Below are 22385 nucleotides of genomic sequence, written 5' to 3' on the forward strand. Positions count from 1 at the left end.
GAGGTAGACTTTTTCGACTTTGGCGTCGGGACGCATCATGAGGTGCTGGCTCCGTAAAGAGATCGGGAGCACAGCATCAGGCTTCAATGGGCGGCTTTGAATGTGTAGGTGATGGATCGCTTACTTTCGATTCACCCCCCCCCTTCATTGACCAAGTGTTGAGCCCCCCACGTCATCCCGCCAAGAATGTTGAGTGTTATCAGGGATCAAGGCCCCTGCGGCCTGTGAGGGTTGTCCACTCACGCGGGACTGACGGCTCCTTACGACCAGGAGCTTGGGCATCTCATGATCCGGCCTCCTGGACACCGTTGCCGGTGGGCGGGTGGAGGTTGCGCTGGCTGACGAAACCAACGCCGCGAGATCCTGAGTCGGGTGAAGGCAGCTATGCGATGACCGGGGCATACCTGACTGTCAGTCAGGTGCAGTCCATTCCGTGGGCTGCGGCACCATCATCTGCATCGCTGTTGCTGGGAAAAATCAGGGACAGACCACGATTGATTTAGCGTCTATATATTTATTTGAGCCAGGAACCATGTCCTTTCCCCGAATTATTCTTGGTCCTAGTGGATGGAGACAGGCGTGAGGCCGATGGTTTTGAGGTCTTGGGGATTGGTCATTGGGCACCTCTGGGGAGGTGAATGGCCATGGCGTGCTGAATGGAAATGCAGATTTTTGGCTGGATAAAACGCTCATGTCAAAGTGAAAGCTGCCACGTTCGTTATCAGGCGAATGGGTGGCAGCTGTGCGCAGGTTGATAAACCGGATATACAGGAACCCGACAGGCCCGAAGGTCTCCCACACACAGTCGCCATTGCACGAAATTGCGGGCATAAAAAGGCGCCTGCATCTTGCCGGGGTATCAGTCCCGGTCGCTGATTTGGCAGCGACGGGATGAAGGAGAGCTTGATGTTTCTATGGCTGCAACCGTGAAAAATAAACATGTCCTCTTTTTCTATGGCTTTAATATGTTGGTGTTTAACTAAAGCTCTAGCTCGCTAAATTTAAAATTCCTGGGATATCCTGCTCCAGTTTGAGACTGTTTCCGTCATTTGTTATGTAGGACTTTAATATTTCATATCGAAGCTTATAGCTTAAGGGGTCATTCGTGCTTCGACTTGCATTGTTGTATGCAACAACAGCGGGATGATTTTTGCTGGCATTTCTGAAAGTTTCGAAACTGAGAATTTGATCGCGAAGGTTAACTATTCCTATATTGCGCGTTAGCCAATAATAAACGGGTATGACTCCAGAGCTTTTCAGGAGAGGATCGTTTTCTTTGAATATATGAAAGGCATCGGTCAGGCTTGATTTAACTCTTTCTGCACTGAGCGAAAATTCCGTTTCGGTCAATGCAGCTTCCAATGCAAAACGATCTAGGTTTATTTTTTTAGTTTCTACAAAGCCGCCGCGATGCTCAATTAATAGAAGTTTTGCTGCAACGTTTTCGCTTTGTTTACGAGTGTTAGAGAATGCAATAGATTTAGTCAAAAAATTAGTCTGTGAAATTTCACGTATTAACCTAGGAACCTCTCCAGTCATTGCGCTTCTGACTTCGGCGCCAGTTAATGGCTTGTTGCGGTTGAGGCGTACAAATAACTCATTAATCATATCTTCTCGGTTCGTAATCACCGACATGACGGTAATGTTAAAGTTTTCCACTCTCTGTGCGATTTTTGAATGTTTTTCTTTAAGCTTGAAATAATCCATTCCTGAAATATCTACAGGCTCATCACCTAGATAAACCATGTTTTTATTTAGCTTAAGTTTTCCATCTAGAAACTCAAATATCGCTTCAAAACGTTGCCGTCCGTCGATAACTGCATAAGGCTTTCCAGTTATATTTAAATTGCTGCTAACGTAGCTGAAGTCGGCAATATAAAATTTTGGAATGTCGTATCCGTTTATGATTGAGTCAATCAAATAGGCTTTGTCTGTTGAAGACCAAACACCGGGGCTGCGTTGGTATGGCGGAGATAGATCTAGTTGGTCTCGCTCTGAATGCCACCATGAAAGAGTAGTTGCTTGAAAAGGGCGAACAACGAACATAGACTTGCTCATTAGTTAAAATCCAAAGCTGGTTTTTATTTCAGATCCTAAGCCCGATAAATCGGGATATATGACCGAATGAGTATAGCCGATAGATAGTATTTTTTTAAATAGCTCTTGTTTTACTTGGTCGGCTACGATTAGGCAGGTAATGCAACTCTTTGCGTAGGTTGTGTTTTCCATGGCAGTAAGTCCCCGTCCGAATAGTGTGAAAGTCCCACGTTGAGCGACTATTCGTGGATTCGTATGATTTGAATAAATCGCAATCGGATCGGTCCTTGGTGCGAGGTCGTCAGTTAAGCTCTCAATAAATCTAACAGTTGCATTGTCTGCTGGATCGGGTATGCGAGGTAGGTTTATATTGTTCAGCGCTTGTTTCGTCCACTGTAAAGGATCTAATAGCCAAACACATGGGGTATTATTTCCTTTGGAACTCGATAGTGCAAAATATAATGCAATAAAAGGATTTTCAGACCAGTCGAGCAACCTGGTTGGTACACCAAAATGTTGGGCCATGAACATCCAGTCAAGTGGTGTGACCGGAGGCGCGCTCAAAAAAGGCGGACTGGTTTGTTTCAGTCTAGCTATAACTCGTCCCTCTAGCTCTATCGGATCTATGCTTCCATTCTTTACATCAGGATGTCGAAATAGCGATGGGGAAAGTCCGTGAGAGTAGTCCCCTGCTCCACGAAACCATCGAGGCCCCGGATTTTGCTCAATTGAAATTTCTATATGATTGAGGAACTCTGTTAAATTACTTATAACTTCTATTCGAACCATATATCATCCATTGATGGGCTACTTTCAAAAAAGTCACACTAGGTGTGTGCTAGTAATAATAATCACTCGGAATTATGTTATCACTCTGAGCCAAGAGTATACAAAACGCCATTACCCCGTCTACGACAACTTGGGTTTTTCGTAGAATGTCGGGCGCCTACTACCAGCTTTGGGTCTTGTAGGGCTTCCCTGCGCGGGAGAGGAAAGGGGACGGGCTCTGAGGAATCCCCACAAATCTATATCAAGTCGTTTGATTGGTTAACGAACAAGGTCAAGGAACGCAGCAAGCGAGTCAGGAGGGCTATGGGTAAGCCGCGTAGCAAGCGCAATCAAGACAAGGCCCATGTGCGACAACCCCCAACCCTACCAAACCCCAGAAACAGCAAAGCCCTCGCATCTCTGCGAGGGCTTCGTTTTGTGGAAATAGGGGTCAGACCACCATTATTGAAAACATGCTCTGACCCCTATTTTCACCGCCGAAGACGTCGCCGCCGGACCCGGTCGGCCACATGGGCGAGATCAGCGACATTGCCCAGGCGGTGGTTTACCTGGACAGCGCCAAGTTTGTCACCGGTAAAATCCTGCACGTGGATGGTGAGCAGAGCGCGGGTCACTAAGACCGGGTTTCCACACCGCGAAAAAACGAAGCCCTCGTAGCGATACGAGGGCTTTGTTGCATGAGCTGCAGGAAGGAAACCGGTTTGATCGCAGAAATCAGAAATCCCAGCGAGTGGTGACCATTACGTTGCGGGGGTCACCGTAGTAGGCGGTGTTATAGAAGCCGATGTTGGTGTAGTAGTACTTGTCGAACAGGTTGTTCACGTTAAGCGTCGCGGAGACGTTGTCGGTGATCTGGTATTTGGCCATTGCGTCAACCACCCAGTAAGCTTCCTGGGAGAACTCTTCGTAACGGCTCTTGCCACTGTTGTATACGTCTTGCCAGGCCTTGCCCTGCCAGCGTGCACCGCCGCCGATGGTCAGGCGGTCCAGAGCCCCTTTGAGTTTGTAGGAGGTAAAGAGGCTGACTTGGTCCTGGGGTTCCCAGGTCGAGACCTTGTCGCCATTCTCGTCGCGGATGATTTTGTGGGTATAACCAGCCTGTGCCTGCCAGCCAGGGGCCAGTTCGCCGGACAGCTCGGCCTCGAAGCCTTTGGTCTTGGCGGTAATGCCTTTGTAGGCATATGAAATGGCGGAGTTGGTCGGGTTGGCGTTGTACAGCGCATCTGCTTCTGCGCGGTTGGTTTCGTGCACTTCAAAGTAGGCCAGGCTGGTGTTCAACCCCCCGTTGAAGAACTCGCCCTTCACACCAATTTCGTAGTTCTTGCCTTCGTCAGGTTCAAGCAGCTTGTTCTCACTGTCGCGGTTATACACCTGCGGCATGAAGATTTCGCTGTAGCTGGCATACGCGGTGAAGTTGTCGTTCAGGTCGTAGGTGACGCCGGCGTAGGGCACGACCTTGCCGGTTTCAGTGGAATTGTTATCGCCTGTCAGCCAGTAGTTGGCTACGCGGCTGCCGAGGAAGACGTTCAAGTCATCCGTCAGGTTGAAGCGCGCGGCCATGTAGCCTGCGGTTTGCCGAGTGGTTTCATCAATGATTCTGGTCGGCTTGCCCCAATCCGGCTCTGCGAAGTTGCCGTCGAAGTTCCAGAAGTCGACGACGCGACCGTTGGCATGGATGGGGGAGCCATAGTCCTTGCCCCTCCATCGGGAGTTGGAGGCCGAGGCACCAATCACCAATTCGTGTTCACGGCCGCCCAGGCTGAATGGGCCACTGGCGTAGATGTCGCCAGAATCGGCACGGGTATGGCCGGTGAATTTGTTCGCATAGAGCGTCGACAGACCGCTTGCAGTGAATGGGCCCAGTTGGATCGCACCCATCGGTGCGTCATATCCAGTGAACTGGTGGGTATATTGGCCCTTCACGACCCAACCGTTCTCGAAATTGTGTTCCAGAGTGGAGAACACGCTCTGGGTGTATTGCTCCCAACTGCTCCACTTGGCGCCGTTGTTGAACGAGCGCTTTACATCGATGCGGTTACCGCTGCGGTCGAACAGGGGACGGCTACCCGACCAGCCAGAACCTTGAGGGTCGCTGTTCTGGTAGTCGAAGCCCACGGTCAGTAGAGTGTCTTCGTCGAGGTCTGTTTCCAGGGTACCGAAGTACACATTGGTCTTGCGCTCATAGCGGTCCACGAACGAATTCTTGTCCTGGTAAGCCGCCACGGCGCGGCCGCGCACGTTGCCGCTGTCGGTCAGCGGCCCGCTGACGTCGACCTGGGAACGGTAGTTGTCCCAGCTCCCCACACCCAGTTCCACACTGCCTTTGAACTCACGGGTAGGCTTTTTGCGGATTAGGTTAATGGTGGCCCCAGGCGCCCCGGCCCCCGTTAACAGGCCACTTGCCCCCTTGAGGATTTCCACGCGGTCGTAGATCGCCATGTCACTGAGGGTTTGCCCGGATGAATAGGCCGAGTTACGCAAGGTAGGGATGCCGTCGTATTGGAAGTTCTCGACCGAGAACCCTCGTGAGAAATAGTTGGTGCGCTCGCTGTCCAGGGTCGACAGGGTAATGCCTGGGGTATGGCGCATCACGTCATCGATGGAGTTAAGCGCGAAATCGTCCATGTGCTGACGGGTGATGACGCTGATTGACTGAGGTGTTTCACGCGGGGTCAGCACCATGCGGGTAGCCGTAGCGATGGTTCCTGGCGTGTAAGAGCCAGTGCCTTCGGTCACGGTTCCCAACTGGTTGGTAGTGACCTGCGTGGCCCCCAGTTCCAGGGCATCGTCGGTGCTGTTCGCGACCAGAACGTACCCGCCATTGCTCTGACGTTGCGCTTGCAGTCCACTGTTGGCGAGCAGGCGCGACAGCCCATCCTCGATGCTATATGAGCCTTTGAGCCCGGCCGTTGTGAGATGACGAGCCTGCTCGGTGTCGAACGAAATAGTAACCCCCGCTTGCACACCAAACTGGGCCAGGGCGGTACCCAACGGCCCGGGGGCGATCTGGTAAGCGCTTAGGCTTTGAGCCATGACCTGAACCGGCATTAGCGCCAGGCCAGACAGGCTGGCGAGGGAAGCGCCCAGTACGGCCAGGCGAACGGCGCGCGTCAGCAGCGTCGGGGTTTTGAGGGGAAGCGGGGGCATTCAGTGATCCTTCCGTTGTCATGGCAGAAACCCGCTATATCGCGGCTTATGTCATTGACGGATGAGAATCTAAATCAGCAAGGTTTACGGTTAAGATTCTGCGACGCAGGTTCACACCGGTTCAATGCTGGCCCAGTAACGCGTCAGGTAACGCACTTTTACCGGCAAGGATTTGCCCAGGTTTTCCAGCACTGTATCCGTATCATCGATGCGGAAGGCGCCCGAAATGCTCAACCCCTGAACCTCTGCGGCACAGCGCAACACGCCCGGGCGATAGCGCCCCAACTCCTCGATGAAGTCCCCTAGACGCCAGTCGTCCACGCTCAGCATTCCCTGCACCCAGGCGGTCGAACCCGCTGGCAGGGGGCGGGCGCTGCCCACCCGATCACGATCGAACGTGACCTGCTGGCCGGTTTCCAGGCGCAGCGCGTGATCGGCATGCCGCTGCGGGCTGACTTCAACCGCCGCCTCTAGCACACCGACCCGCGTTTGCTCGGGCAGTTGTCGCACACTGAACCGGGTGCCGAGCGCGCGCACGCCCCCTTGCGCGGTCTGAACCATGAAGGGGCGCTGGGCGGGATCCTTGGCGGTCTGCACAATAATTTCGCCACGGAGTAGCTGGATCAGCCGCTGTCTGGAGTCGAAATGGATGTCCAGTGCGGTGTCGGCGTTCAGTTCCAGTTGCGAGCCATCGTCCAGGCGCAGCGAGCGGCGTTCCCGGATGCCCGTGCGCTGTTGCGCCAGCATCGAGCGGTACGGCACCTGCTCAACGGCCAGCCATGAACCGCCGCCAACGGCCATCAGCATACCGAGCATTTTCAGTACGTCACGGCGTTGCGCTTGCGCTGCACCCAGGCCGGACAACGCCGCCTGCTGCGGCATCATCGCCCACTGCTGCTGAAGTTTTTCAACCCGCGACCAAGCGGCCGCATGTTCAGGACTGGATTGCATCCACGCCTGCCACGCCTGCGTGCGCGCTTCGCTGGCTGCACCGTCATTGAGCTGGACGTACCACGTGGCGGCCGCTTCCAGCGTCTCCAGGGTCAGGGGCGAGGACATCAGTTATCCACCAGCAACAGGCATTGGGTCATGGCGCGAATCAGATGATTCTTCACCGTGGTCACCGACACGCCGAACCGCTCGGCCGCCGCCACGTAGCTCAGCCCTTCGAGCTGCACCGCCAGGAAAATCTCCCGCGTGCGCTGGCCCAGCTCATCTAGCAGGCTATCGACCGCCATCAGCATCTCGATGATGGACAAGCGAATTTCCGGCGAAACATCCACCGGTTCCGGCCGCTGGGCCAACGCATACAAGTAAGCCTGCTCAATGGCGCGGCGACGGGATTTATCGATCAGCAGCGAACGGGCGATGGCGCTCAGATAACCACGGGGTTCGCGGATGGGCGCGTCATTGCGCGCCGTCATCACCCGCAGGAACGTGTCCTGGGCCAGGTCCGAAGCATCGGCGGCGTTGCCCAAACGCACACGCAACCAGCCTTTCAGCCAACTGTTGTGTTCGCTGTACAACCGATGAAGAGCCGAATGATCAAGCGCCGACATGAGAGAGACACCGAGGTATAAATGGTAATCGATCTCATTATCGTGATGGAGGGATTTTAATGCAAGGGACTTCCCATAGCACCCACTGAATGAAGTCCGTGGAAAACCTGATATCGCGGACAGGCACTCCACGTAAAAACGGGGTCAGACCCTTATTCCCCAGCCTCATCGGTGGGCGCTGGCCTGAATGACTCAAGAAGAGCTGAATACACACTCAGACTTCAGGGAAACAGGGGTCAGACCACCATTATTGAAAACATGCTCTGACCCCTATTTTCCTAATTTAGCCGTGAGCGCGAAACCGGTTGCCATCCAGCGGCTATAACTGGCGTAGGAACCCCGTCGATGGTTGGATCATCAGCGTAGGGTGAGACCCCCACACCCCTGCTTGAGGGTGTGTATATGAATATCAAGCGTACTTTCAAGGGCTGCCGGCAATGGTGGCCCTTTTCTTTATCTGTCACAAAAGTGTGTAGCGCTTGTATAGCTGGTCGCCGGGGGAAACGCTGTCCTGTCTTTTTTCATGGGGCTTGTTCACTCCCCATCAGGCGTCGTCTGCATTGTCTTCCATGATCGGCAGACCAATGCAACGATCAAATATCTGGATCAGCGGGCCATCGTCGCCATGAAATGACTGATGATTCGCTTTAATCCATTCTTGTTTGTCGACTTCCCACCAATTGATCTCGTAACCCGCGTTGATGATGATCCATTCGAACAGCATCCGCTGGGCTCGTCCGTTACCTTCTCGGAAGGGATGTGCGACGTTCAACGTACTGTAGGACTCGGCGACGGCTTTGAGCAGTAAGTCGCGTGAATAGCCTTCAAACCAGCCGTTGGACTCGACTTTTCGGAATTCTCTGGCGGCTTCCGGCTCTATGCGGTCAGGGACGCAGAACTGATTTCCACCTTTGCTGATCTTTACCGTCCGGATCTCGCCGGCCCAACTATAGATAGCCGAGAATAGGGTACGATGAATTTGTTTCAGAGTATCCAGGCTGTATGGCGGCTCTATGAACTCAAGCCGCTCTGCGGCAGCTTCGGTGAGATAGCGTTCGGCCTCGTTGAGGTCGTCCTCATCATGCAAATCAAGTAGGTTTTTGAGGGTACCTGTTCCCCGGTAACAGTAGGGATCCTGACCGACCCCGTATTTGTCATTACTACTCAAGCTTTGATTTGCCGAACGGCCATGAGCGCAGCTTCGCGAGTGGGAAGCTTGTGATCGTCATTTGGAGAGGTCGTAAAACCCTCGAGGCGCAAGCTGGCCGCGAAGTTGGATTTACGGTGTTTGGCGAAGTAGGCTTTTTTGGCTTGAAAACTCAGCTTTTCCACGTCTGCTCTCCACGGATGTGTGCCCGAGAGTATAGCTTATTCAACTAGCTGTTTGGCTCTGCATCAGCGCTACTCGTCGCCTTGGGAGATGCTCCCACCGAAGGCCGGGCTGGAAGGACATTTCGTCAGGCAAAAAAAAGCCTCGCATCGCTGCGAGGCTTTTTAATATGGTGCGGCACCAGACGAACGGTAGCTTTTGGCGAGGCCAGGTTTCCTGCGGGTTTAGACGTCGGTGGAAAATTTGGCGTACCCCGACCAGTAACTATAAATAAATCAGCTAGTTATGGCCTTCAGTGGAATCGAATCGGGATTGCTCCTATAGGATAATTAACATCCTTAATGCCCGGATAACGCTTCCTAAAATAATGTAATTTCAGTCTTCCAGATTCGCGCTGGAAGCGTTGTCTTATTTCTGCTCGAGATTTCTAGGCTGGCACAAGGCCATTTGGTATGATCGTGCCCTTGCGACTAACAAGGAAGTATGCAGCTGGATTTCACGAATGTTTATCTTGGGACAAGCGCACAGTTCTATAAAATTAAGAAAAAAATAACCAAAAAGAAAATATCTGAAGTATTTAAAGATATCTCTTCTGAGAAAATCGGTGGGTTCTTAATAAGAATTATCAAGGAAGAACTGGTTGTTAATCAAGAAGTTATTTTGTGTTCTGCAGTCGCCTATAAAATTGTTAGTGAACCCTCATTTTTGGATCAAACCGATATTCGTGAGGAGAAGTACGCGTTTGCCTTAATCGTAGAGTACGATTCAGCTGTAGCTATAATAAAGAAGCATGTTTCCTCGCTGGAGAAGAAGTTTTCCGAGTTCTTAGATGAGTTCGAGTATGAGAAATTTACAAATTTCCAAGGGCGAAACGACCCGGAGTATGAAAAAGTTACAATGAGTAACATGGCGATTTCGGATGCTGTCATTAGAAGCCGAGCGTATGAAGCCCGACGGCTAAATGGAATACTTTCGTCAAACTCATCAAGCCGTTCTATACCACAAAGTTTTAGAATAAAGGTGCAAGGGGATACGATTACTTTGACACCTAACGCGTCTAGAGTAACCCTGAGAGATAAACGATCTAATTTAAATGAAGTCGTAAGGTGGGTAATGGCCACGGTGCAGGAAATTAAAAATCTTGCAAACAAAAGCGAGTTCATTAATGGCTTTGCCTCACCTATTACGCTTGAGGAAATTGTCCAAAAAGGTTTCGAGCCTATCGCATTCTTTATTAATCTTGACGAATTAGATGAGCTAATCAGGTCCGGAAACTCCGCATCGGAAATAAAGGTTTTACGCGGTGGAGGTGAGGAGGCGATGTCCCCGCTTCAAATGAAGCGTCTATTCGATTGTTTCAAAACGCCGGCTAAGGTTGTGGCGGGAGGGACGATGGTTTTTAAAGGGAAAGAAGTTTCAGGCGCTGTAACTTTGCAAAAGCGGGTGGCTTCATTCAAATCAAAAATCACAGATAATATTTTGCTGTATATTGAAAATGAACAGTGCATGTCATTGACGAAATATATCAATACCCACAAGCCGTTTTCGATCATGTTTAATACTCCGAAGTATGCCTACTTCGGAAGAGACTGTTTCGAAGACAAGAAATTATTAAATAATTTGCCGGCGGTCTTATCTATTTTTAATCCTAACTACGATTTTTCTGGAGTTCGTAGTGAAAAGGAAAAGAATGAGGATAGAAGGTATCCACCAGGTATCGATAAATTTCCTGAGTTATCGTTGTTTCGGAAGGTTGAAGATTTAGTATGCCTGCCTGATGGGGTCACTGTATGCGACGATATGAATGACGAATGGGCTGACCATATTTTCTTTGAACCCAATGCTAATCCTCCGGCGATATCGTTCATACATTCAAAATTTGTTAAAGGTGAAAGTTACGGTGCAAGTAGCTTTCATGAAGTGGTTGCTCAAGGCCTAAAAAATATTGGACGCACATTCGCTGATACTATTGAATTTAGAGAAAAACATGATCGTGATTGGGCAGGTTTCTACGAAAACACTCAAATCACTAGAGTCAGAGGCGGAAAAAATTGGACAGATATTGAAAACGCATTAAACGCGATTACATCCAATCAAAACTCAGTGAGAAAAATAGTGTTGGCAACACCATTTTTAAAAAAGAGTGTATTGGAAACTCAATTTAATGAGTTGGCGCAAACAGGGACGTGTCGGCCGCATTATATTCAGTTGATCTGGCTGATCAATACTTTCATTGGTGCTTGTAAGGAATATGGTGTTCAACCTCATATTCTATGTAATCCATGAAATAAAAATATCTGAGAGGGATGCAGGTATGAAATATCAGTATAGTGAATTATCCCCGACGCAATTTGAGACTCTGGTAATTCACGTTTGTTATCGGCTGTTAGGTTTGGGCACTGAAACATTTTCTGATGGGCCAGATGGTGGGCGCGATTCCCGTTTTCACGGAGAAGCAGAATTGTTTCCAAGCAGATCAAAGCCGTGGAGCGGTTTAACTGTGATTCAAGCAAAACATACGCTGGCATACAATAAGAAATTTTCAGACCCTGACTTCTTTGGGGTCGCCTCGTCGGCTGTCAATGGTGAGATTTTAAAGATTAAGGGACTGATCGATAACGATGGTTTAAGTAATTATTTGCTTTTTTCAAATAGAAAGCTTCCAGGCAATGCGAATGAGGCCATCAAGAACTTTATCTCTTTTGAGACTGGCCTCGACAAACAGAATATTGGATTGGTTGGTATCGAGAGTTTTGAAAATTATTTGAAATTCTACCCCGACATTCCAGCTGCTGTCGGTTTAAACCCATTCGAGATGCCTTTGAACATAGAGCCAGATGACCTAGCTAGTATTATAGTAGGGCTTAGTAATGGCTTAGGAGGTATAACTAAACGCGACATATCTACCCGAATATTTAGAACTGATTTTGAAAGAAAGAATGAGATAAATAGTCTTTCTGATCAATATTCTAAGCTCATAAAAAGAAAAATTGAAGACATGTATCTCATCCAGGACTTCCTCGCGATGCCTGAAAACGATGATTTGCAGAGGCTATACTTAGGCGTATCAGAAGAACTGGCTGCGAAAATTATCGCTCTTCGAATCCCTGGTCAGAGTTTTGATGTTGTGCTAGAGAAGTTGATCGAACTGCTGTTGGAACGGGATGTTGAACTAAAAGGGAACAAACAGTTAACCAGATCTATGATGTATTATATGTATTATCATTGCGACATTGGAGATGATGATGTTGCTAATGCCTAATAAGAACTCTCATCCCGATCTCACTGTTCTGGCAGTGTCTGGTTTTTTATTGGGCTCCATTAAGAAGTCTAAATTTGAGAGCTATTCTGATTTGCTGGAAAAGCTTAATTCTTACGATGCTAGGGCAAATATTTTATTTAAACCGAGCTTGCAGTTGCTTTTTCTTTTGGGGTTGGTTGATTATCACCGTAAGTAGGGTTTTTAATAAGACCTTGAAATCGACAGATGCCCATAATTTAGGTAAAAGCAAACTGGCAGAACTTATTGATTTTTGTTTGTTGAAAGGGCGGCACAAGACTTTCTTCTTGTTTGATTTTTTTCCTGTGTTTGAAAAATATGAATTTTACATTGAGCTTAAGCTGAACTCCGGTGAGTTTTTAACTGTAAAACGCGGAGTATCAAAAAACACTCGAATTTTTTTAAGGAAACACTCAAAAGCTAAACAATGCTTTCGAGGTTTAGAAGATGCGCTCTGGGATTATAGTGATCTTGCAATCGACAAAGCACGCCTTGTTCTTGACTCCTACCTTAATCTCTTGGTTATTGATCCATGGAGTTATCGTGATGCTATCGCTTACTGTCTAAGAGGTCAGGATGATTACACGGATGTTTTTCAATTGGATAAGCATAGAGGGCAACATGTCTATTGGAAACCATATGTTGGACACCTTCTGGGATTTGACTCGCATTCGTTGAAGAGAAATTACTTGCTAAAGAGCGAGGTTGAGGCTCTGCGGGAGGAAATCGCTAAGCTAAAATCCGCTATAGGCTTGACTGCAGGCGATCAAGAAGAAACGATATTGAACCTGCTTGACGTGAAAAAGAATCAAGTTTCTGATTTGGAATGGCAGTTGGAGAATTTTAATTTTGATAGCACTGATGTGCTTTATATTGAAGAACTCGCGGATGGTATAAATTCACAGATAAGTGATCTTAATAATTTAAGATACTATCTTTCTGCACGGTTAAAGAAACTCAATAAGTCCTTGGCGTCGAGCGATGTTAAAATCGAGTTGGACAGTTTGTCTCAGCTTTTCGAGGAGTCGGGTGTTATATTTGATGGTCAGCTTAAGCGAACATTTGGGGAGCTGGTAGAGTTTAATCGTAAAATAACTATTGAGCGTCAAGGGTTTATTTTTCAGCAAATAGGGGAGCTGGAAAGCGAACTTGTTGAAATAGCTAGCTCTATTTCTGAGCTTAGTGAAGAACGCTCAAAGAAATTGGGGTATCTACGCTCGCAAGATGTTTTTTTAAAGTATCAAGAAGTGTCAGATCTTCTTTCTGAACAGAAGTCCTACATTTATGAGCTGAATCGAAGGTTGGAAGTGAACTCTTCTGTGAAAAGTATGGAGGCTGATTGTAGAAAGCTTATTCGAGAAAAAGATGAGGTTGTAGAGAAGATTAGGATGAATCGCGATTCGGTCATCCGGTCGAATGATGGAATCTATAAAGGGATCAAAGAGCATTTTGCGAACTTTGTAACGGAAGTATTAAATAAGGACGGAGTATTAATAACTGAGCAAAATGCTGAAGGGAATTTGGAATATTCGGCTGGTCTTTTAAATGGTCTAGGACGAATAACTGGAGAGAGTGATGGGCATAGCTACAGAAAAATGCTGTGTATAGGCTTTGATATCGCTGTCGCAATGGCGTATTCAAAAATGGAATTTGTGCGGTTCTTATATCATGATGGTGGGTTGGAGACACTTGACGATAGAAAGAAAATTGAGTTTATTGAGTACGTCCGAACAGCATCTAGTCTCTCTGGGATTCAGTATATTTTGACTACAATCGACTCCGACGTGCCAGATGGAGTTGTATTCTCGGAGTATGAACTAGCCCGCGTGCTACATGACGAAGGTAGTTCTGGCAGATTGTTTAATATACCTACTTGGTAGTTTGAGTTAGAGTTTTTTTGTATTATGGCCATTAAGGTCATTGATGCGATAATTTTTTCTGTCAGGGGGGGTAGTGTTTAAGACCCATTTTTTTCCTAGTCGACGAACTATCAGCCTCGAGGTTAGAAGGTAATAGTAATGGGAACCGGCTGTTTGTTGATTTAGAAACCAGGTGAGATGCTTGTGCTGCCACGTCCATGGATTATCTCGGTACCAGCGATCAGAGATCGCGGCTTGAATGGTCTTTGCTTGGCGTAGATGGCGCTGGCGTGTGGCATGCGACCCTGTCAGGACCCCCACCAGGAACAGCTCCATATCGAATGGTCTGATCATTGTCGACCACCAATGTAGGCCGATACCACGTCGATTCGACCATGCCCCAGTTCATAACTGATTTGTGAGCGTGCCTCTCGATCGAGTTGCAGATCTAGGTGGCTGCATCTGCCGCCGTTGATAGGCGCTAGGTGACAGGTGATCTGCTCATAGCGTTCGCATGCGTAAGCCGCGCGCAGTTCGTGGAAGCCTTTGAGGTTGTTCGTATGTAGGAAGTCTCGGACGGGTCGCACGACTCTCCGTTGGAAGTCGAAGTAGCTTTCGTTCGGTGCCAGCAGGTTGCAACTATCGTTGGGAGAGACCTGCTCGGCATAGCTGAGTGCTTCGTGGATTTGAACATTTACCTGAATCCAGCGAGGCGCAGATGCCCCCGAGCGTCCACCCTTGGTTCCATCCTGGATATTGATCTTGCCGTAATGTTTGGCTTCGCGCTTGAGGCGTGGTAGGTCGGCCAGAATCGCCTCGCGCAATCGCATGCCAGTGGCGCGTGCCAACTGCATAACGGCTGCGGCACGGGGATTCTGTTCGCAGAGCGCGTCGACGATCCGTTTCACCTGTTCGCGGTCTTGGCCTTGCGGCACTGAGCGACGAACACTGGCCCGCTGCATTCCCAACGCCTTGCTTGGGCTCGGTACTTTCACGGACTGATCACCGCGAAGCGCGGCCATGGTTCGGTTCACGCTGGACAATCGGTTTTGCGCGGTCGCGATGCCGATAGCTCCTTGTGCAACCTGCTGGCGTAAGTGTCCTGCGTAATCCAGTAAGGTCTGCCGATCAATCTGCTGCGCATCGTTAAATCCTGGTCCATCCTCCGACCGACACCACCGAACAAACGCCTGCCAGCGATCACTGTGCGCTTTGACCGTCCCGTAATGCCCACCGCCAAACAGATCTTTCAGCGCTTGCGGCCCCGCATAACTCAGTTGCCGTCCATAGCCAAAATTGCGCCCATCCCGTCTACCGACCAATGCCATGATCGAACTCCTCTCGAAGCCAAAACTTTTAAAACCTTCCCCACGTCATCCCGCCAAGAATGTTGAGTGTTATCAGGGATCAAGGCCCCTGCGACCTGTGAGGGTTGTCCACTAACGCGGGACTGACGGCTCCTTACGGCCGGGAGCTTGGGCATCTCATGATCTGGCCTCCTGAACACTTCCGAAGACGTGGCGGGTGGAGACTGCACTGGCTGACGAGACCGGCGCCGCGAGATCCTGAGTCGGGTGAAGGCAGTGATGCGATGACCGGGGCATGCCTGACTGTCAGTCAGGTACAGTCCATTCCTTGGGCTGCGGCACCATTATCTGCATCGCTGTTGCTGGTGACTTCGGTGTTTGTCACGCCGATTGTCACGAGGGGGAATGCCACAAAGCCTTGTACGAGTTGGGCTGCAGCAGCGGTAGGAGCGCCCGTCTCTTTCCGGGAGAAAGAGACGGGCGCAGGTTGGCGCAAGGAAATGGCCAAGCAGATAGGTTGCTGCAAGGCAGCTATGAAAGGGGGAAGTTGCCGCAGTGGGCACACTGGTAAAAGTAGGCATCCATCACATCGCTGTGAGCGTGCGAGCCGCCGGACGCTAATCGCACTTTGGGAGAACCACCACGGTGTGGCGTAGCCTTAAAGGTTCTGGCTACCTGGGTTGCTGTCAACGACAGCACTTGCCCGATCTTTTCTACGCCTGTGGATAATTTGGGTCAAGGCTCGAATTTTCGGGAACTCTGCAGCTGTGGATGAAATTATCCACCGGTGGAAATCAGTGGTTTTCCACAGACAGTTGCGTGGGCTTTAGATTTTTTAAATGAGGTCCATCCAAGCAGGGCGGCTTTGCAGCCCCGCTTGGATGGACCCGCGTGGAAGGGCGGACTGCGGTGATCTCATTGGCTTACCCACGTTTGGATGCGCCACGGCTATTTTGTAGGGCGGTAATGTTGTCACCGACCGGGTGAGCGAATTCGTGGGGCGTCACATGCCCATGGCGGTTGGCGTCGATGTAGTTGCTCCACCACGCCATGATCAGCCGGCGCTGCTCCAGAAATTCAGCTTTGTGGATATACGCGGCGCGCACACGGTTGCGTTCCTTGTGGCTCATTTGTCTTTCGATGGCTGCGTCGGTCCATAACCCGGACTCAAGCAGGGCGCTACAGGCCATGGTCCTGAAGCCGTGGCCGCACACGTCCTTGCTGGTGTCATAGCCGACGTTGCGGAGCATGGTGTTCACCGTGTTCTCGGATATGGGCTTCCAGTACTTGTGGTCGCCCGGTAGCACTAACTCTGAAAAGCGACTGAGGCTGCGCAGGCGCTCCAGTATTTCGATGACCTGCGGCGATAACGGAACCATTTGAATGTCGCCGTTCATCTTGGTCCCGCGCGTGGAGTTGCGTACCCCTTCAATCGGTGCGCGCGTATCGGGGATTTCCCACATTGCGCGTTGAAGGTCGAACTCACTCCATCGAGCGAAGCGCAGTTCGCTGGAGCGGACGAATACATGCAGAGTCAGCAGTACGGCAAGGCGCGTCAGCTCGCGGCCGTTGTAGTTGTCGATTCGGTGTAGCAGTTCGGGTAGGCGGTTGAGGGAGAGGGCCGGGCGATGGACTGTGCGCGGCGCGTGAATCGAGCCTGCCAGATCCAGTGCAGGATTCATGGTGATCTGCCGAGCCCTTTTGGCCCCGCGCATGATGGTGGATAAGTAGTTCTGTACCCGTAACGCCACATCCATGGTGCCGCGTTCCTTGATGCGCTGGGTGATCTCTAGCAGGTCATGGGTATCGAGTTCAGCGATGGGTCGTTGGCCGATCAGCGGGAAGACGTGGGTACGCAGTCGGCTCATCACGGTTTTTGCGTGTCCTTCGGTCCAGCGACGGGACATGTCGGCGTGCCACTCCAGAGCAACGGTTTCGAAAAGCAGTGCCGCTCGCTGGGCTACGATCTTGGCCTTCTTCTTTTCTTCCATTGGGTCGAGGTTGTCGAGCAGCAACGCCTTGGCTTCGTCTCGCTTACGTCGTGCGACGGAAAGGGTAACGATGGGGTAATTGCCGATGATGAGCGTACCTTCCTTGCCGCTGGGCTTGGTGTACTTCAAGCGCCAGGTCTTCACGCCATTGGGTTTGACGAAAAGGTACATGCCGCCGCCGTCGAACAGTTTGTAGGCGCGTTCGCGGGTTTTGGCCGTGCGGCATTGCAGGTCGCTGAGGGGGATCGCTAGACGTGGCATAGGGGTACGCGCTCCTGACCGGAAAATCGCAGTACCCCTAACATACCCTCGGGGAAGGGGGATTTTGTTGGATCCCGACAGAGGGTCCTGGAACGAAAAAACCCGCCAAAGGGCGGGTTTTCGGGGCTTCCAGAGCATTCAGTAGAATGCAATGGAGCCTAATGTGGTGCCGGCACCAGGAGTCGAACCCGGGACCTACTGATTACAAGTCAGCTGTGCTGATGAAGTAAATCATAGAGTTACGTAGTTTTTATGTACGTGAAGGGTAGGCTGCGAGCTGCATTAATCTAGGCCTGTCTACCTTATTGTACGTGGGCATGTAGCCAGATAGGCCCCCCCGGTGATATTGTTCTAGTACCATCCACAAAGCTAACGGAGTGCTTTGTGGATGGTACTGAAGCAAGAAGTTTTGCTCGGCACCTAGGGCATGAACCCTGGATCAAATGGCGACCTTCACGCCAAATCAGGATGAGTCAATCCCTCATGAATGAAAGATTCGACAACCCGCCCCTCGTTGAGCTCGTAGCTGAGCTCCGTTGGAAAAATCCTGCATCGCTGATGGCCATGCCACCAGGTTTTCCTGCTGGTTTTTCCTTTCCTGGAAGCAACGATTCTTTCGAGAAGCAACTCCCTACTGTTAACAGCGCTATGTCCGCGATTGGCTATGGCGCTTCTGAGCGTCTCATCCCCGAGGGTTTTCCAGCCCCGGCTGAGGCGCCAATCGTCAGGTACAGGTATAGCGCTCGTGGGGCGGTTGACTCAGGGCGCGAGCATTTGCCATCTACCTTGTTTCAGATTGGCACCGGTATCTTTACTGTGAACGCTGTTAAGCCCTACAAGTCTTGGGATGACTTCGCGCCAGTTGTAGAGCAGGGGGTCAGAATTCTGCTCGAATCCCAGCAAACTAAAGTGGAAGGCTATTCGCTCATACTTCGATATATCGATGCCTTCAAAAAGGACCTAACTGGTGATGCGAGCCATCTTCAGTTCCTTACGGACGTGTTTGGGTTCAAAATTGAAGTCCCGGAAATTCTTCGCGAAGTATCCAATACGGGCAGTGTTGCTTTGCCGGTTATGCAAATTACCGTTCCGCTCGCATTTGGCAGCTTGCAGCTTCAGATGGCAGAGGGTGAAATTGAAGGTAATAAAGGCTACATTTTGGAGAATGTTGTCGTGATTGAAGGGCTGGTTGGTGCAAACGTTCAGGAAATCATGGAAAGTTTTTCTAGCGCTCGCAATGTGATTCATAAAGTTTTTGTCGGGATCACAGAGCGGATAGCAGTAAAGATGAGCCCCATTGGAGGTGCGAAATGAGTGTTTACAGCACGAACATAAACTCTGCTAGATTTACCGCGGGCCAGACAGGTTATAGCCGCACATCCTCGCTGCCGAACATTATTAGTTCCGACCGCGGAGTGGTCCAAAAAAGCTATGATGCGTTGGGTCATGCTTGGGAACTAGTGAAGGCTGGTTGGCCGCTGCAAAGTCAGGTGCTCCCTAGCATCACAGTGCTTACAGATTATGCTTTCTCAGAGCGTATCAAAATGGTACATGCGCAGCCCAATCTAGAAGGCGTGTTAACCACGGAGATGGCTGCCAAGGCAGCGTGGATTGCATGGCTTAGCCAAAAGCTCGACGAGCGCTGCATTACTCGACTATCTCGTCTCGTCCGCTCGGAAGATGATTGGGATGGGGAGGGTTCTCGAGCAATGAGCGTTGCTGCTCTCGCAAACTTCTCGGCATTCATTGAGAGAGGCGTGCCCCTTAACAACAAGCCAAGCCTGTTTTTGGGCTCAGACGGGGAAATCGTAGCTAGTTGGCAGCTTGATAACGGTTCAACGCTAGACATGGCTTTTGGAGAGCAGCAGATCGAGTTGGCCACGGATGAGCACGATGAAATTTTTGCTGTCGATGATGCGAGAATATATAGCATCGTCGCCGAGCTCTGACCTCTATGAGTCTAGACGCGCAACCGGATGAGAAATATCCGGCACGGGAAGTGTTGCTGAGTGACAATGAAACGGTCATTCGAGCGATAGTAGAAGAAAAATGGGACGCAGAGACAAAACGAGGAGCTCCGTCCCTTTTTCAAGGCGCCAACGTGTCAGTGACACGAATTGATTTATTAGGTATTGCGCCTTCAATAAGCTTGGTCAAGGCTACGCTTGAAACTCCGGGAAGACCGGAGCGCGACGTGGCAGGAGTTGGTGAGATAAAGGTTTCGTTGTTAAAGCAGGTTGGCCTTGAAAAGCAGCCGGTCCTTAAGCCTGGAGACCCCATACACCTGCTGGTGTGGGAAGAGAAAACCCAAGCGAAGGGAGATCGTCCAGGTAATCCTCACCATGCTGAAATCGTGGCATACGCCGACAGTGAGCATACTAAGGGAAAAGAGAAGAAAATCACGCTTGGCTATAGCCGGATGCTTGCCAAAGCTGTGCATGTATACGCCATCGATAGTGCGGGAGCAGTTACCGGCGAGTCCCCGCCGTTAGACTGGACTAAAGCCGATGAGGCTCAGTAGTCAATCTGAAGACGGATTGACTAAGGGCAAACTCAGGTCGTATACATCCATCATAGATTCATCTTTGTGCCCTGATGCCTGCTGCTTGTCTGCCCTAGTGCCAACAGTGTCTGTAATGCCTTTGCGCTTAAAGTCGTGCATTCCGAACCGTTGTTCTTCTGTAAGTACCTTTTTTTCGATTGCCTGGCTGATCAGCCGCTGAAATGCGGTATCAAGGCCAGATTTCGACAGCGGTCCACCGCTAGCTGAAACAATCAGAAAGCGCTGTCCAGGCCGGAACGGTACTGGCTTCTTCATTCTCTCCCAAGTGCTGGTCCTCACAGCCTTAGCCGCATCCCAGGCCGCACGCAGTCGAGGCGTCCAACGGACAATATTGTCCCGGCTGCCCTTGCGGCGGTTAGTGAGCACGCCTTCGGCAAGTTCGTTCTCGTCAGTGAGCGTTATCGTCTCGATCCCGCGTAGCCGGCACAGGTACCCAATTTCCATCACATACCATAGGTAAGGTGAACACGCGCCTTTCTCGCCGCGCTTCAACTGGCCCTGTTGTTGCGCAAACTTAATTAGGTTCACCATCACGCTGGAGTCTGGCAGCCTGCGCTGCTTGCGTTCTTTCGGCGACTCAATGCCCTTGGCCGGGTTGTCCTTCACAAAACCACGGTTACGGCCCCACTGCATCACGCGGCGCAGGTAGCGCAGTGAGTGGGCGGCTTTGGAGGGGGTGCCATCCTGGGCTATCTTGTCGATGATGCGCTGGACCAGCGCCGGCGTAAATTTGAGCACCGCCAGTTCGCCCAGCGGTTTGCCAAGCTTCGTCGGAAACGCTAGAAGCACGTCGCGGGAGTAGACATAGTCGTCGTGGGTTTTATCGCTGAGGACCTTGTACTGGTCGCTCTTGTGGAACTCATCACAGAGGTATTGCAGGCTGTCGCGGTCTACGCCGTTGCGCTCCTCAATGAGGCGGTGAAGCTCTGAAAGCGTCACGTTGCCCGCGCAAAGGTTCTGCCGCTGTCGCCGCCCGGCCTCATTGAAATACAGGATGTACCAGCACCCAGCGCCCCTATGGTCGAAATACACCGAACGCGGCAAAGCCGTCTGGTCAATGTGCCCAGGGATGTTTGGATTGTGTTGGCGCTTTCGACCACGTTTCATACGATGTCCGCACTGTAGCTGTCGGTATCCACGGGTTTTAGCCCGCCCGCCTGGTTGATCAAATCCACCGTGGTCCATGGCCCCCTTCGCCCACTGAAAATTCGAATGCCTTGGGAGCGCAACGCTTTTTCAACGTCAGCCCGACGGCTATATCCGGTTACGCGTTGTAAGTCTTCAAACTCTAGTACACGGGCTGCGCTCATGCTGCCTCCACGGTTATTGGCTCCCAGGCCGACTCGCACAGCCCGTAGGCGCTGGAGCAGGCGGAGGCGTCAGTAGCAATCAGTAGGTCGTATTGGATGCCGCCTCGGGCTGTCTTGGACCATTCAACTGCCTGGCGAATGCTTGCGATCTCCATGACTTCAATGGCAGTCATGTCCGCGATAGAGCCTTTCGGATGCTTGGCATTTGATCCGGCAAAGAACGTGGCAGCACCGCGCTTGCTGGCCTGCTGGACGGTTCGCTCCCAGCGATCGATACGGTCAATCGCTTCAGGGAATCGAAGGGCAATTTCGCGTAACTCATCCTTGCGGCAGTTGATGCAGGGCATGCAGCCGACGCGCCCCATGCCCTGGGAATAAAGCGGATTTGGTTTGATACCCATGTAGCGGTGAGCTTCGAACACGGCTGGAATATCCCACTTTAAGATCGGCCGGTAGTTAAATAGGCCGTCACCAACTTCGTCGCACTCGGGCAAATATCGCCTGTTAAGCGATTCCTCTGCGCGCACACCCTGCCAGCTCAGAATCATGTCGCCGGCACCCATCAAAGGCATGACTACTTGTTCAAACATAGGGTCGCGTTTCAGCTCCATGGTGCAGAACTGGGCTTTGCGGCTAGGGAACCGGCCTTTCCAGATGCACAGGTCTAGGAACGGGTTACCGGTTGGGTGCAGCACGTCCAACGCTGCCAGCACTACCTCCTCTGCTATGCCTTGCGCCCGCCATTTCGATTCGATGAATCGGCGCTTGCCTTCGATACGCTGGGTGAAATCAGCACGCACGCGGGTTATGTTCGTGCGTGTAGCTTGTTCCAGGTAATCCAGGTACTCGTGGGTCTGTTGGTGCTCGTTGCCGGTGTCCGCGAAGACGGCCTGCAGATTGGGTGCCTCTAAGGCAATGGACCAGTAGCGTCGCCGTGCTGTCTTTGCCGCCG

Annotated in this window: 19 protein-coding genes and 1 pseudogene; 8 read left to right on the plus strand and 12 right to left on the minus strand. The window is 51.0% G+C overall.

Going from position 1 to position 22385, the window contains the following annotated elements:
• Window positions 1-987: 987 nt before the first annotated feature.
• On the minus strand, window positions 988-2046 hold the full coding sequence (locus INT12_RS21270; protein ID WP_193058997.1) for a DUF262 domain-containing protein: 1059 nt from the start codon (window positions 2044-2046) through the stop codon (window positions 988-990).
• A gap of 15 nt (window positions 2047-2061) precedes the next feature.
• The gene (locus INT12_RS21275; protein ID WP_193041225.1) at window positions 2062-2826 is read right to left on the minus strand and encodes an FRG domain-containing protein; all 765 of its coding nucleotides are present in this window, start codon (window positions 2824-2826) and stop codon (window positions 2062-2064) included.
• A 497-nt stretch (window positions 2827-3323) separates the two neighbouring features.
• Between INT12_RS21275 and INT12_RS21280 the strand changes: the two are divergent.
• Window positions 3324-3443: pseudogene (locus INT12_RS21280) on the plus strand (3-oxoacyl-ACP reductase); the annotation flags it as partial.
• Between the two features lie 97 nt (window positions 3444-3540).
• Here the strand turns inward: INT12_RS21280 and INT12_RS21285 are convergent.
• The 5 genes from INT12_RS21285 to INT12_RS21305 form a co-directional block, all read right to left on the minus strand.
• Window positions 3541-5973, minus strand: a complete 2433-nt coding sequence (locus INT12_RS21285) for a TonB-dependent siderophore receptor (protein ID WP_193041098.1) — start codon at window positions 5971-5973, stop codon at window positions 3541-3543.
• A 111-nt stretch (window positions 5974-6084) separates the two neighbouring features.
• Window positions 6085-7032, minus strand: a complete 948-nt coding sequence (locus INT12_RS21290) for a FecR domain-containing protein (RefSeq protein ID WP_046385024.1) — start codon at window positions 7030-7032, stop codon at window positions 6085-6087.
• The gene (locus tag INT12_RS21295; RefSeq protein WP_046385023.1) at window positions 7032-7532 is read right to left on the minus strand and encodes a sigma-70 family RNA polymerase sigma factor; all 501 of its coding nucleotides are present in this window, start codon (window positions 7530-7532) and stop codon (window positions 7032-7034) included. Before INT12_RS21295 ends, INT12_RS21290 begins: the two co-directional genes overlap by 1 nt.
• Window positions 7533-8076: 544 nt before the next feature.
• Window positions 8077-8700, minus strand: a complete 624-nt coding sequence (locus tag INT12_RS21300) for a Fic/DOC family protein (RefSeq protein WP_193041097.1) — start codon at window positions 8698-8700, stop codon at window positions 8077-8079.
• Entirely contained in the window at window positions 8697-8864 is a 168-nt protein-coding gene (locus INT12_RS21305) for a YhfG family protein (protein WP_090234743.1), read from the minus strand. Before INT12_RS21305 ends, INT12_RS21300 begins: the two co-directional genes overlap by 4 nt.
• Window positions 8865-9345: 481 nt before the next feature.
• Between INT12_RS21305 and INT12_RS21310 the strand changes: the two genes are divergently transcribed.
• The 4 genes from INT12_RS21310 to INT12_RS32060 all read left to right on the plus strand — a co-directional run bounded on the left by INT12_RS21310 (window position 9346) and on the right by INT12_RS32060 (window position 14022).
• Window positions 9346-11148 (plus strand): hypothetical protein, encoded by a 1803-nt coding sequence (locus INT12_RS21310; protein WP_193058998.1) that lies wholly within the window; start codon window positions 9346-9348, stop codon window positions 11146-11148.
• A gap of 28 nt (window positions 11149-11176) precedes the next feature.
• Window positions 11177-12124, plus strand: a complete 948-nt coding sequence (locus tag INT12_RS21315; RefSeq protein WP_024645031.1) for an ABC-three component system protein — start codon at window positions 11177-11179, stop codon at window positions 12122-12124.
• Window positions 12117-12320 (plus strand): ABC-three component system middle component 8, encoded by a 204-nt coding sequence (locus INT12_RS32055; RefSeq protein ID WP_413469019.1) that lies wholly within the window; start codon window positions 12117-12119, stop codon window positions 12318-12320. Before INT12_RS21315 ends, INT12_RS32055 begins: the two co-directional genes overlap by 8 nt.
• Before the next feature lie 1210 nt (window positions 12321-13530).
• Window positions 13531-14022 (plus strand): DUF2326 domain-containing protein, encoded by a 492-nt coding sequence (locus tag INT12_RS32060; RefSeq protein WP_413469020.1) that lies wholly within the window; start codon window positions 13531-13533, stop codon window positions 14020-14022.
• Between the two features lie 329 nt (window positions 14023-14351).
• On the opposite strand, the gene INT12_RS21325 is transcribed toward INT12_RS32060, so the two are convergent.
• Window positions 14352-15329 carry an integrase domain-containing protein gene (locus tag INT12_RS21325; protein ID WP_169877120.1) on the minus strand — a complete coding sequence of 326 codons (978 nt, stop codon included), beginning with the start codon at window positions 15327-15329 and terminating at the stop codon, window positions 14352-14354.
• A 902-nt stretch (window positions 15330-16231) separates the two neighbouring features.
• Window positions 16232-17560, minus strand: a complete 1329-nt coding sequence (locus INT12_RS21330) for a tyrosine-type recombinase/integrase (protein ID WP_193059000.1) — start codon at window positions 17558-17560, stop codon at window positions 16232-16234.
• 483 nt (window positions 17561-18043) lie between these two features.
• Here INT12_RS21330 and INT12_RS21335 point away from each other — a divergent pair, with 483 nt between their 5' ends.
• The 3 genes from INT12_RS21335 to INT12_RS21345 are packed head-to-tail and all read left to right on the plus strand — an operon-like array spanning window position 18044 to window position 20081.
• Window positions 18044-18874 carry a TIGR04255 family protein gene (locus INT12_RS21335; RefSeq protein ID WP_193059001.1) on the plus strand — a complete coding sequence of 277 codons (831 nt, stop codon included), beginning with the start codon at window positions 18044-18046 and terminating at the stop codon, window positions 18872-18874.
• The gene (locus tag INT12_RS21340) at window positions 18871-19509 is read left to right on the plus strand and encodes a hypothetical protein (protein ID WP_193040932.1); all 639 of its coding nucleotides are present in this window, start codon (window positions 18871-18873) and stop codon (window positions 19507-19509) included. The genes INT12_RS21335 and INT12_RS21340 overlap by 4 nt, the downstream gene beginning before the upstream one ends.
• Window positions 19510-19514: 5 nt before the next feature.
• Window positions 19515-20081 carry a hypothetical protein gene (locus INT12_RS21345; protein WP_193040933.1) on the plus strand — a complete coding sequence of 189 codons (567 nt, stop codon included), beginning with the start codon at window positions 19515-19517 and terminating at the stop codon, window positions 20079-20081.
• Here INT12_RS21345 and xerC read toward each other — a convergent pair whose 3' ends face one another.
• The 3 genes from xerC to INT12_RS21360 are packed head-to-tail and all read right to left on the minus strand — an operon-like array spanning window position 20082 to window position 22350.
• Window positions 20082-21230 carry a tyrosine recombinase XerC gene (xerC, locus tag INT12_RS21350; RefSeq protein WP_193059002.1) on the minus strand — a complete coding sequence of 383 codons (1149 nt, stop codon included), beginning with the start codon at window positions 21228-21230 and terminating at the stop codon, window positions 20082-20084.
• The gene (locus INT12_RS21355) at window positions 21227-21433 is read right to left on the minus strand and encodes a DUF4224 domain-containing protein (protein WP_053130888.1); all 207 of its coding nucleotides are present in this window, start codon (window positions 21431-21433) and stop codon (window positions 21227-21229) included. Before INT12_RS21355 ends, xerC begins: the two co-directional genes overlap by 4 nt.
• A complete protein-coding gene (locus INT12_RS21360) occupies window positions 21430-22350 on the minus strand; it encodes a phosphoadenosine phosphosulfate reductase family protein (protein ID WP_319017509.1) in 921 nt (306 codons plus the stop codon). The genes INT12_RS21355 and INT12_RS21360 overlap by 4 nt, the downstream gene beginning before the upstream one ends.
• Between the last annotated feature and the right edge of the window lie 35 nt (window positions 22351-22385).

Source organism: Pseudomonas sp. K8, from assembly GCF_014889455.1.
GTDB lineage: Bacteria > Pseudomonadota > Gammaproteobacteria > Pseudomonadales > Pseudomonadaceae > Aquipseudomonas > Aquipseudomonas veronii.

Excerpts from the sequence above, each read along its gene's own strand:
- INT12_RS21270 (WP_193058997.1), bottom strand. The coding sequence starts at position 2,046 with ATGTTCGTTGTTCGCCCTTTTCAAGCAACTACTCTTTCATGGTGGCAT.
- INT12_RS21355 (WP_053130888.1), bottom strand. The coding sequence starts at position 21,433 with ATGAGCGCAGCCCGTGTACTAGAGTTTGAAGACTTACAACGCGTAACC.
- INT12_RS21345 (WP_193040933.1), top strand. The coding sequence starts at position 19,515 with ATGAGTCTAGACGCGCAACCGGATGAGAAATATCCGGCACGGGAAGTG.
- INT12_RS21330 (WP_193059000.1), bottom strand. The coding sequence starts at position 17,560 with ATGCCACGTCTAGCGATCCCCCTCAGCGACCTGCAATGCCGCACGGCC.
- INT12_RS21340 (WP_193040932.1), top strand. The coding sequence starts at position 18,871 with ATGAGTGTTTACAGCACGAACATAAACTCTGCTAGATTTACCGCGGGC.
- INT12_RS21285 (WP_193041098.1), bottom strand. The coding sequence starts at position 5,973 with ATGCCCCCGCTTCCCCTCAAAACCCCGACGCTGCTGACGCGCGCCGTT.
- INT12_RS21335 (WP_193059001.1), top strand. The coding sequence starts at position 18,044 with ATGAATGAAAGATTCGACAACCCGCCCCTCGTTGAGCTCGTAGCTGAG.
- xerC (WP_193059002.1), bottom strand. The coding sequence starts at position 21,230 with ATGAAACGTGGTCGAAAGCGCCAACACAATCCAAACATCCCTGGGCAC.
- INT12_RS21290 (WP_046385024.1), bottom strand. The coding sequence starts at position 7,032 with ATGTCCTCGCCCCTGACCCTGGAGACGCTGGAAGCGGCCGCCACGTGG.
- INT12_RS21315 (WP_024645031.1), top strand. The coding sequence starts at position 11,177 with ATGAAATATCAGTATAGTGAATTATCCCCGACGCAATTTGAGACTCTG.
- INT12_RS21310 (WP_193058998.1), top strand. The coding sequence starts at position 9,346 with ATGCAGCTGGATTTCACGAATGTTTATCTTGGGACAAGCGCACAGTTC.
- INT12_RS21325 (WP_169877120.1), bottom strand. The coding sequence starts at position 15,329 with ATGGCATTGGTCGGTAGACGGGATGGGCGCAATTTTGGCTATGGACGG.
- INT12_RS32055 (WP_413469019.1), top strand. The coding sequence starts at position 12,117 with ATGCCTAATAAGAACTCTCATCCCGATCTCACTGTTCTGGCAGTGTCT.
- INT12_RS32060 (WP_413469020.1), top strand. The coding sequence starts at position 13,531 with ATGAATCGCGATTCGGTCATCCGGTCGAATGATGGAATCTATAAAGGG.
- INT12_RS21275 (WP_193041225.1), bottom strand. The coding sequence starts at position 2,826 with ATGGTTCGAATAGAAGTTATAAGTAATTTAACAGAGTTCCTCAATCAT.
- INT12_RS21295 (WP_046385023.1), bottom strand. The coding sequence starts at position 7,532 with ATGTCGGCGCTTGATCATTCGGCTCTTCATCGGTTGTACAGCGAACAC.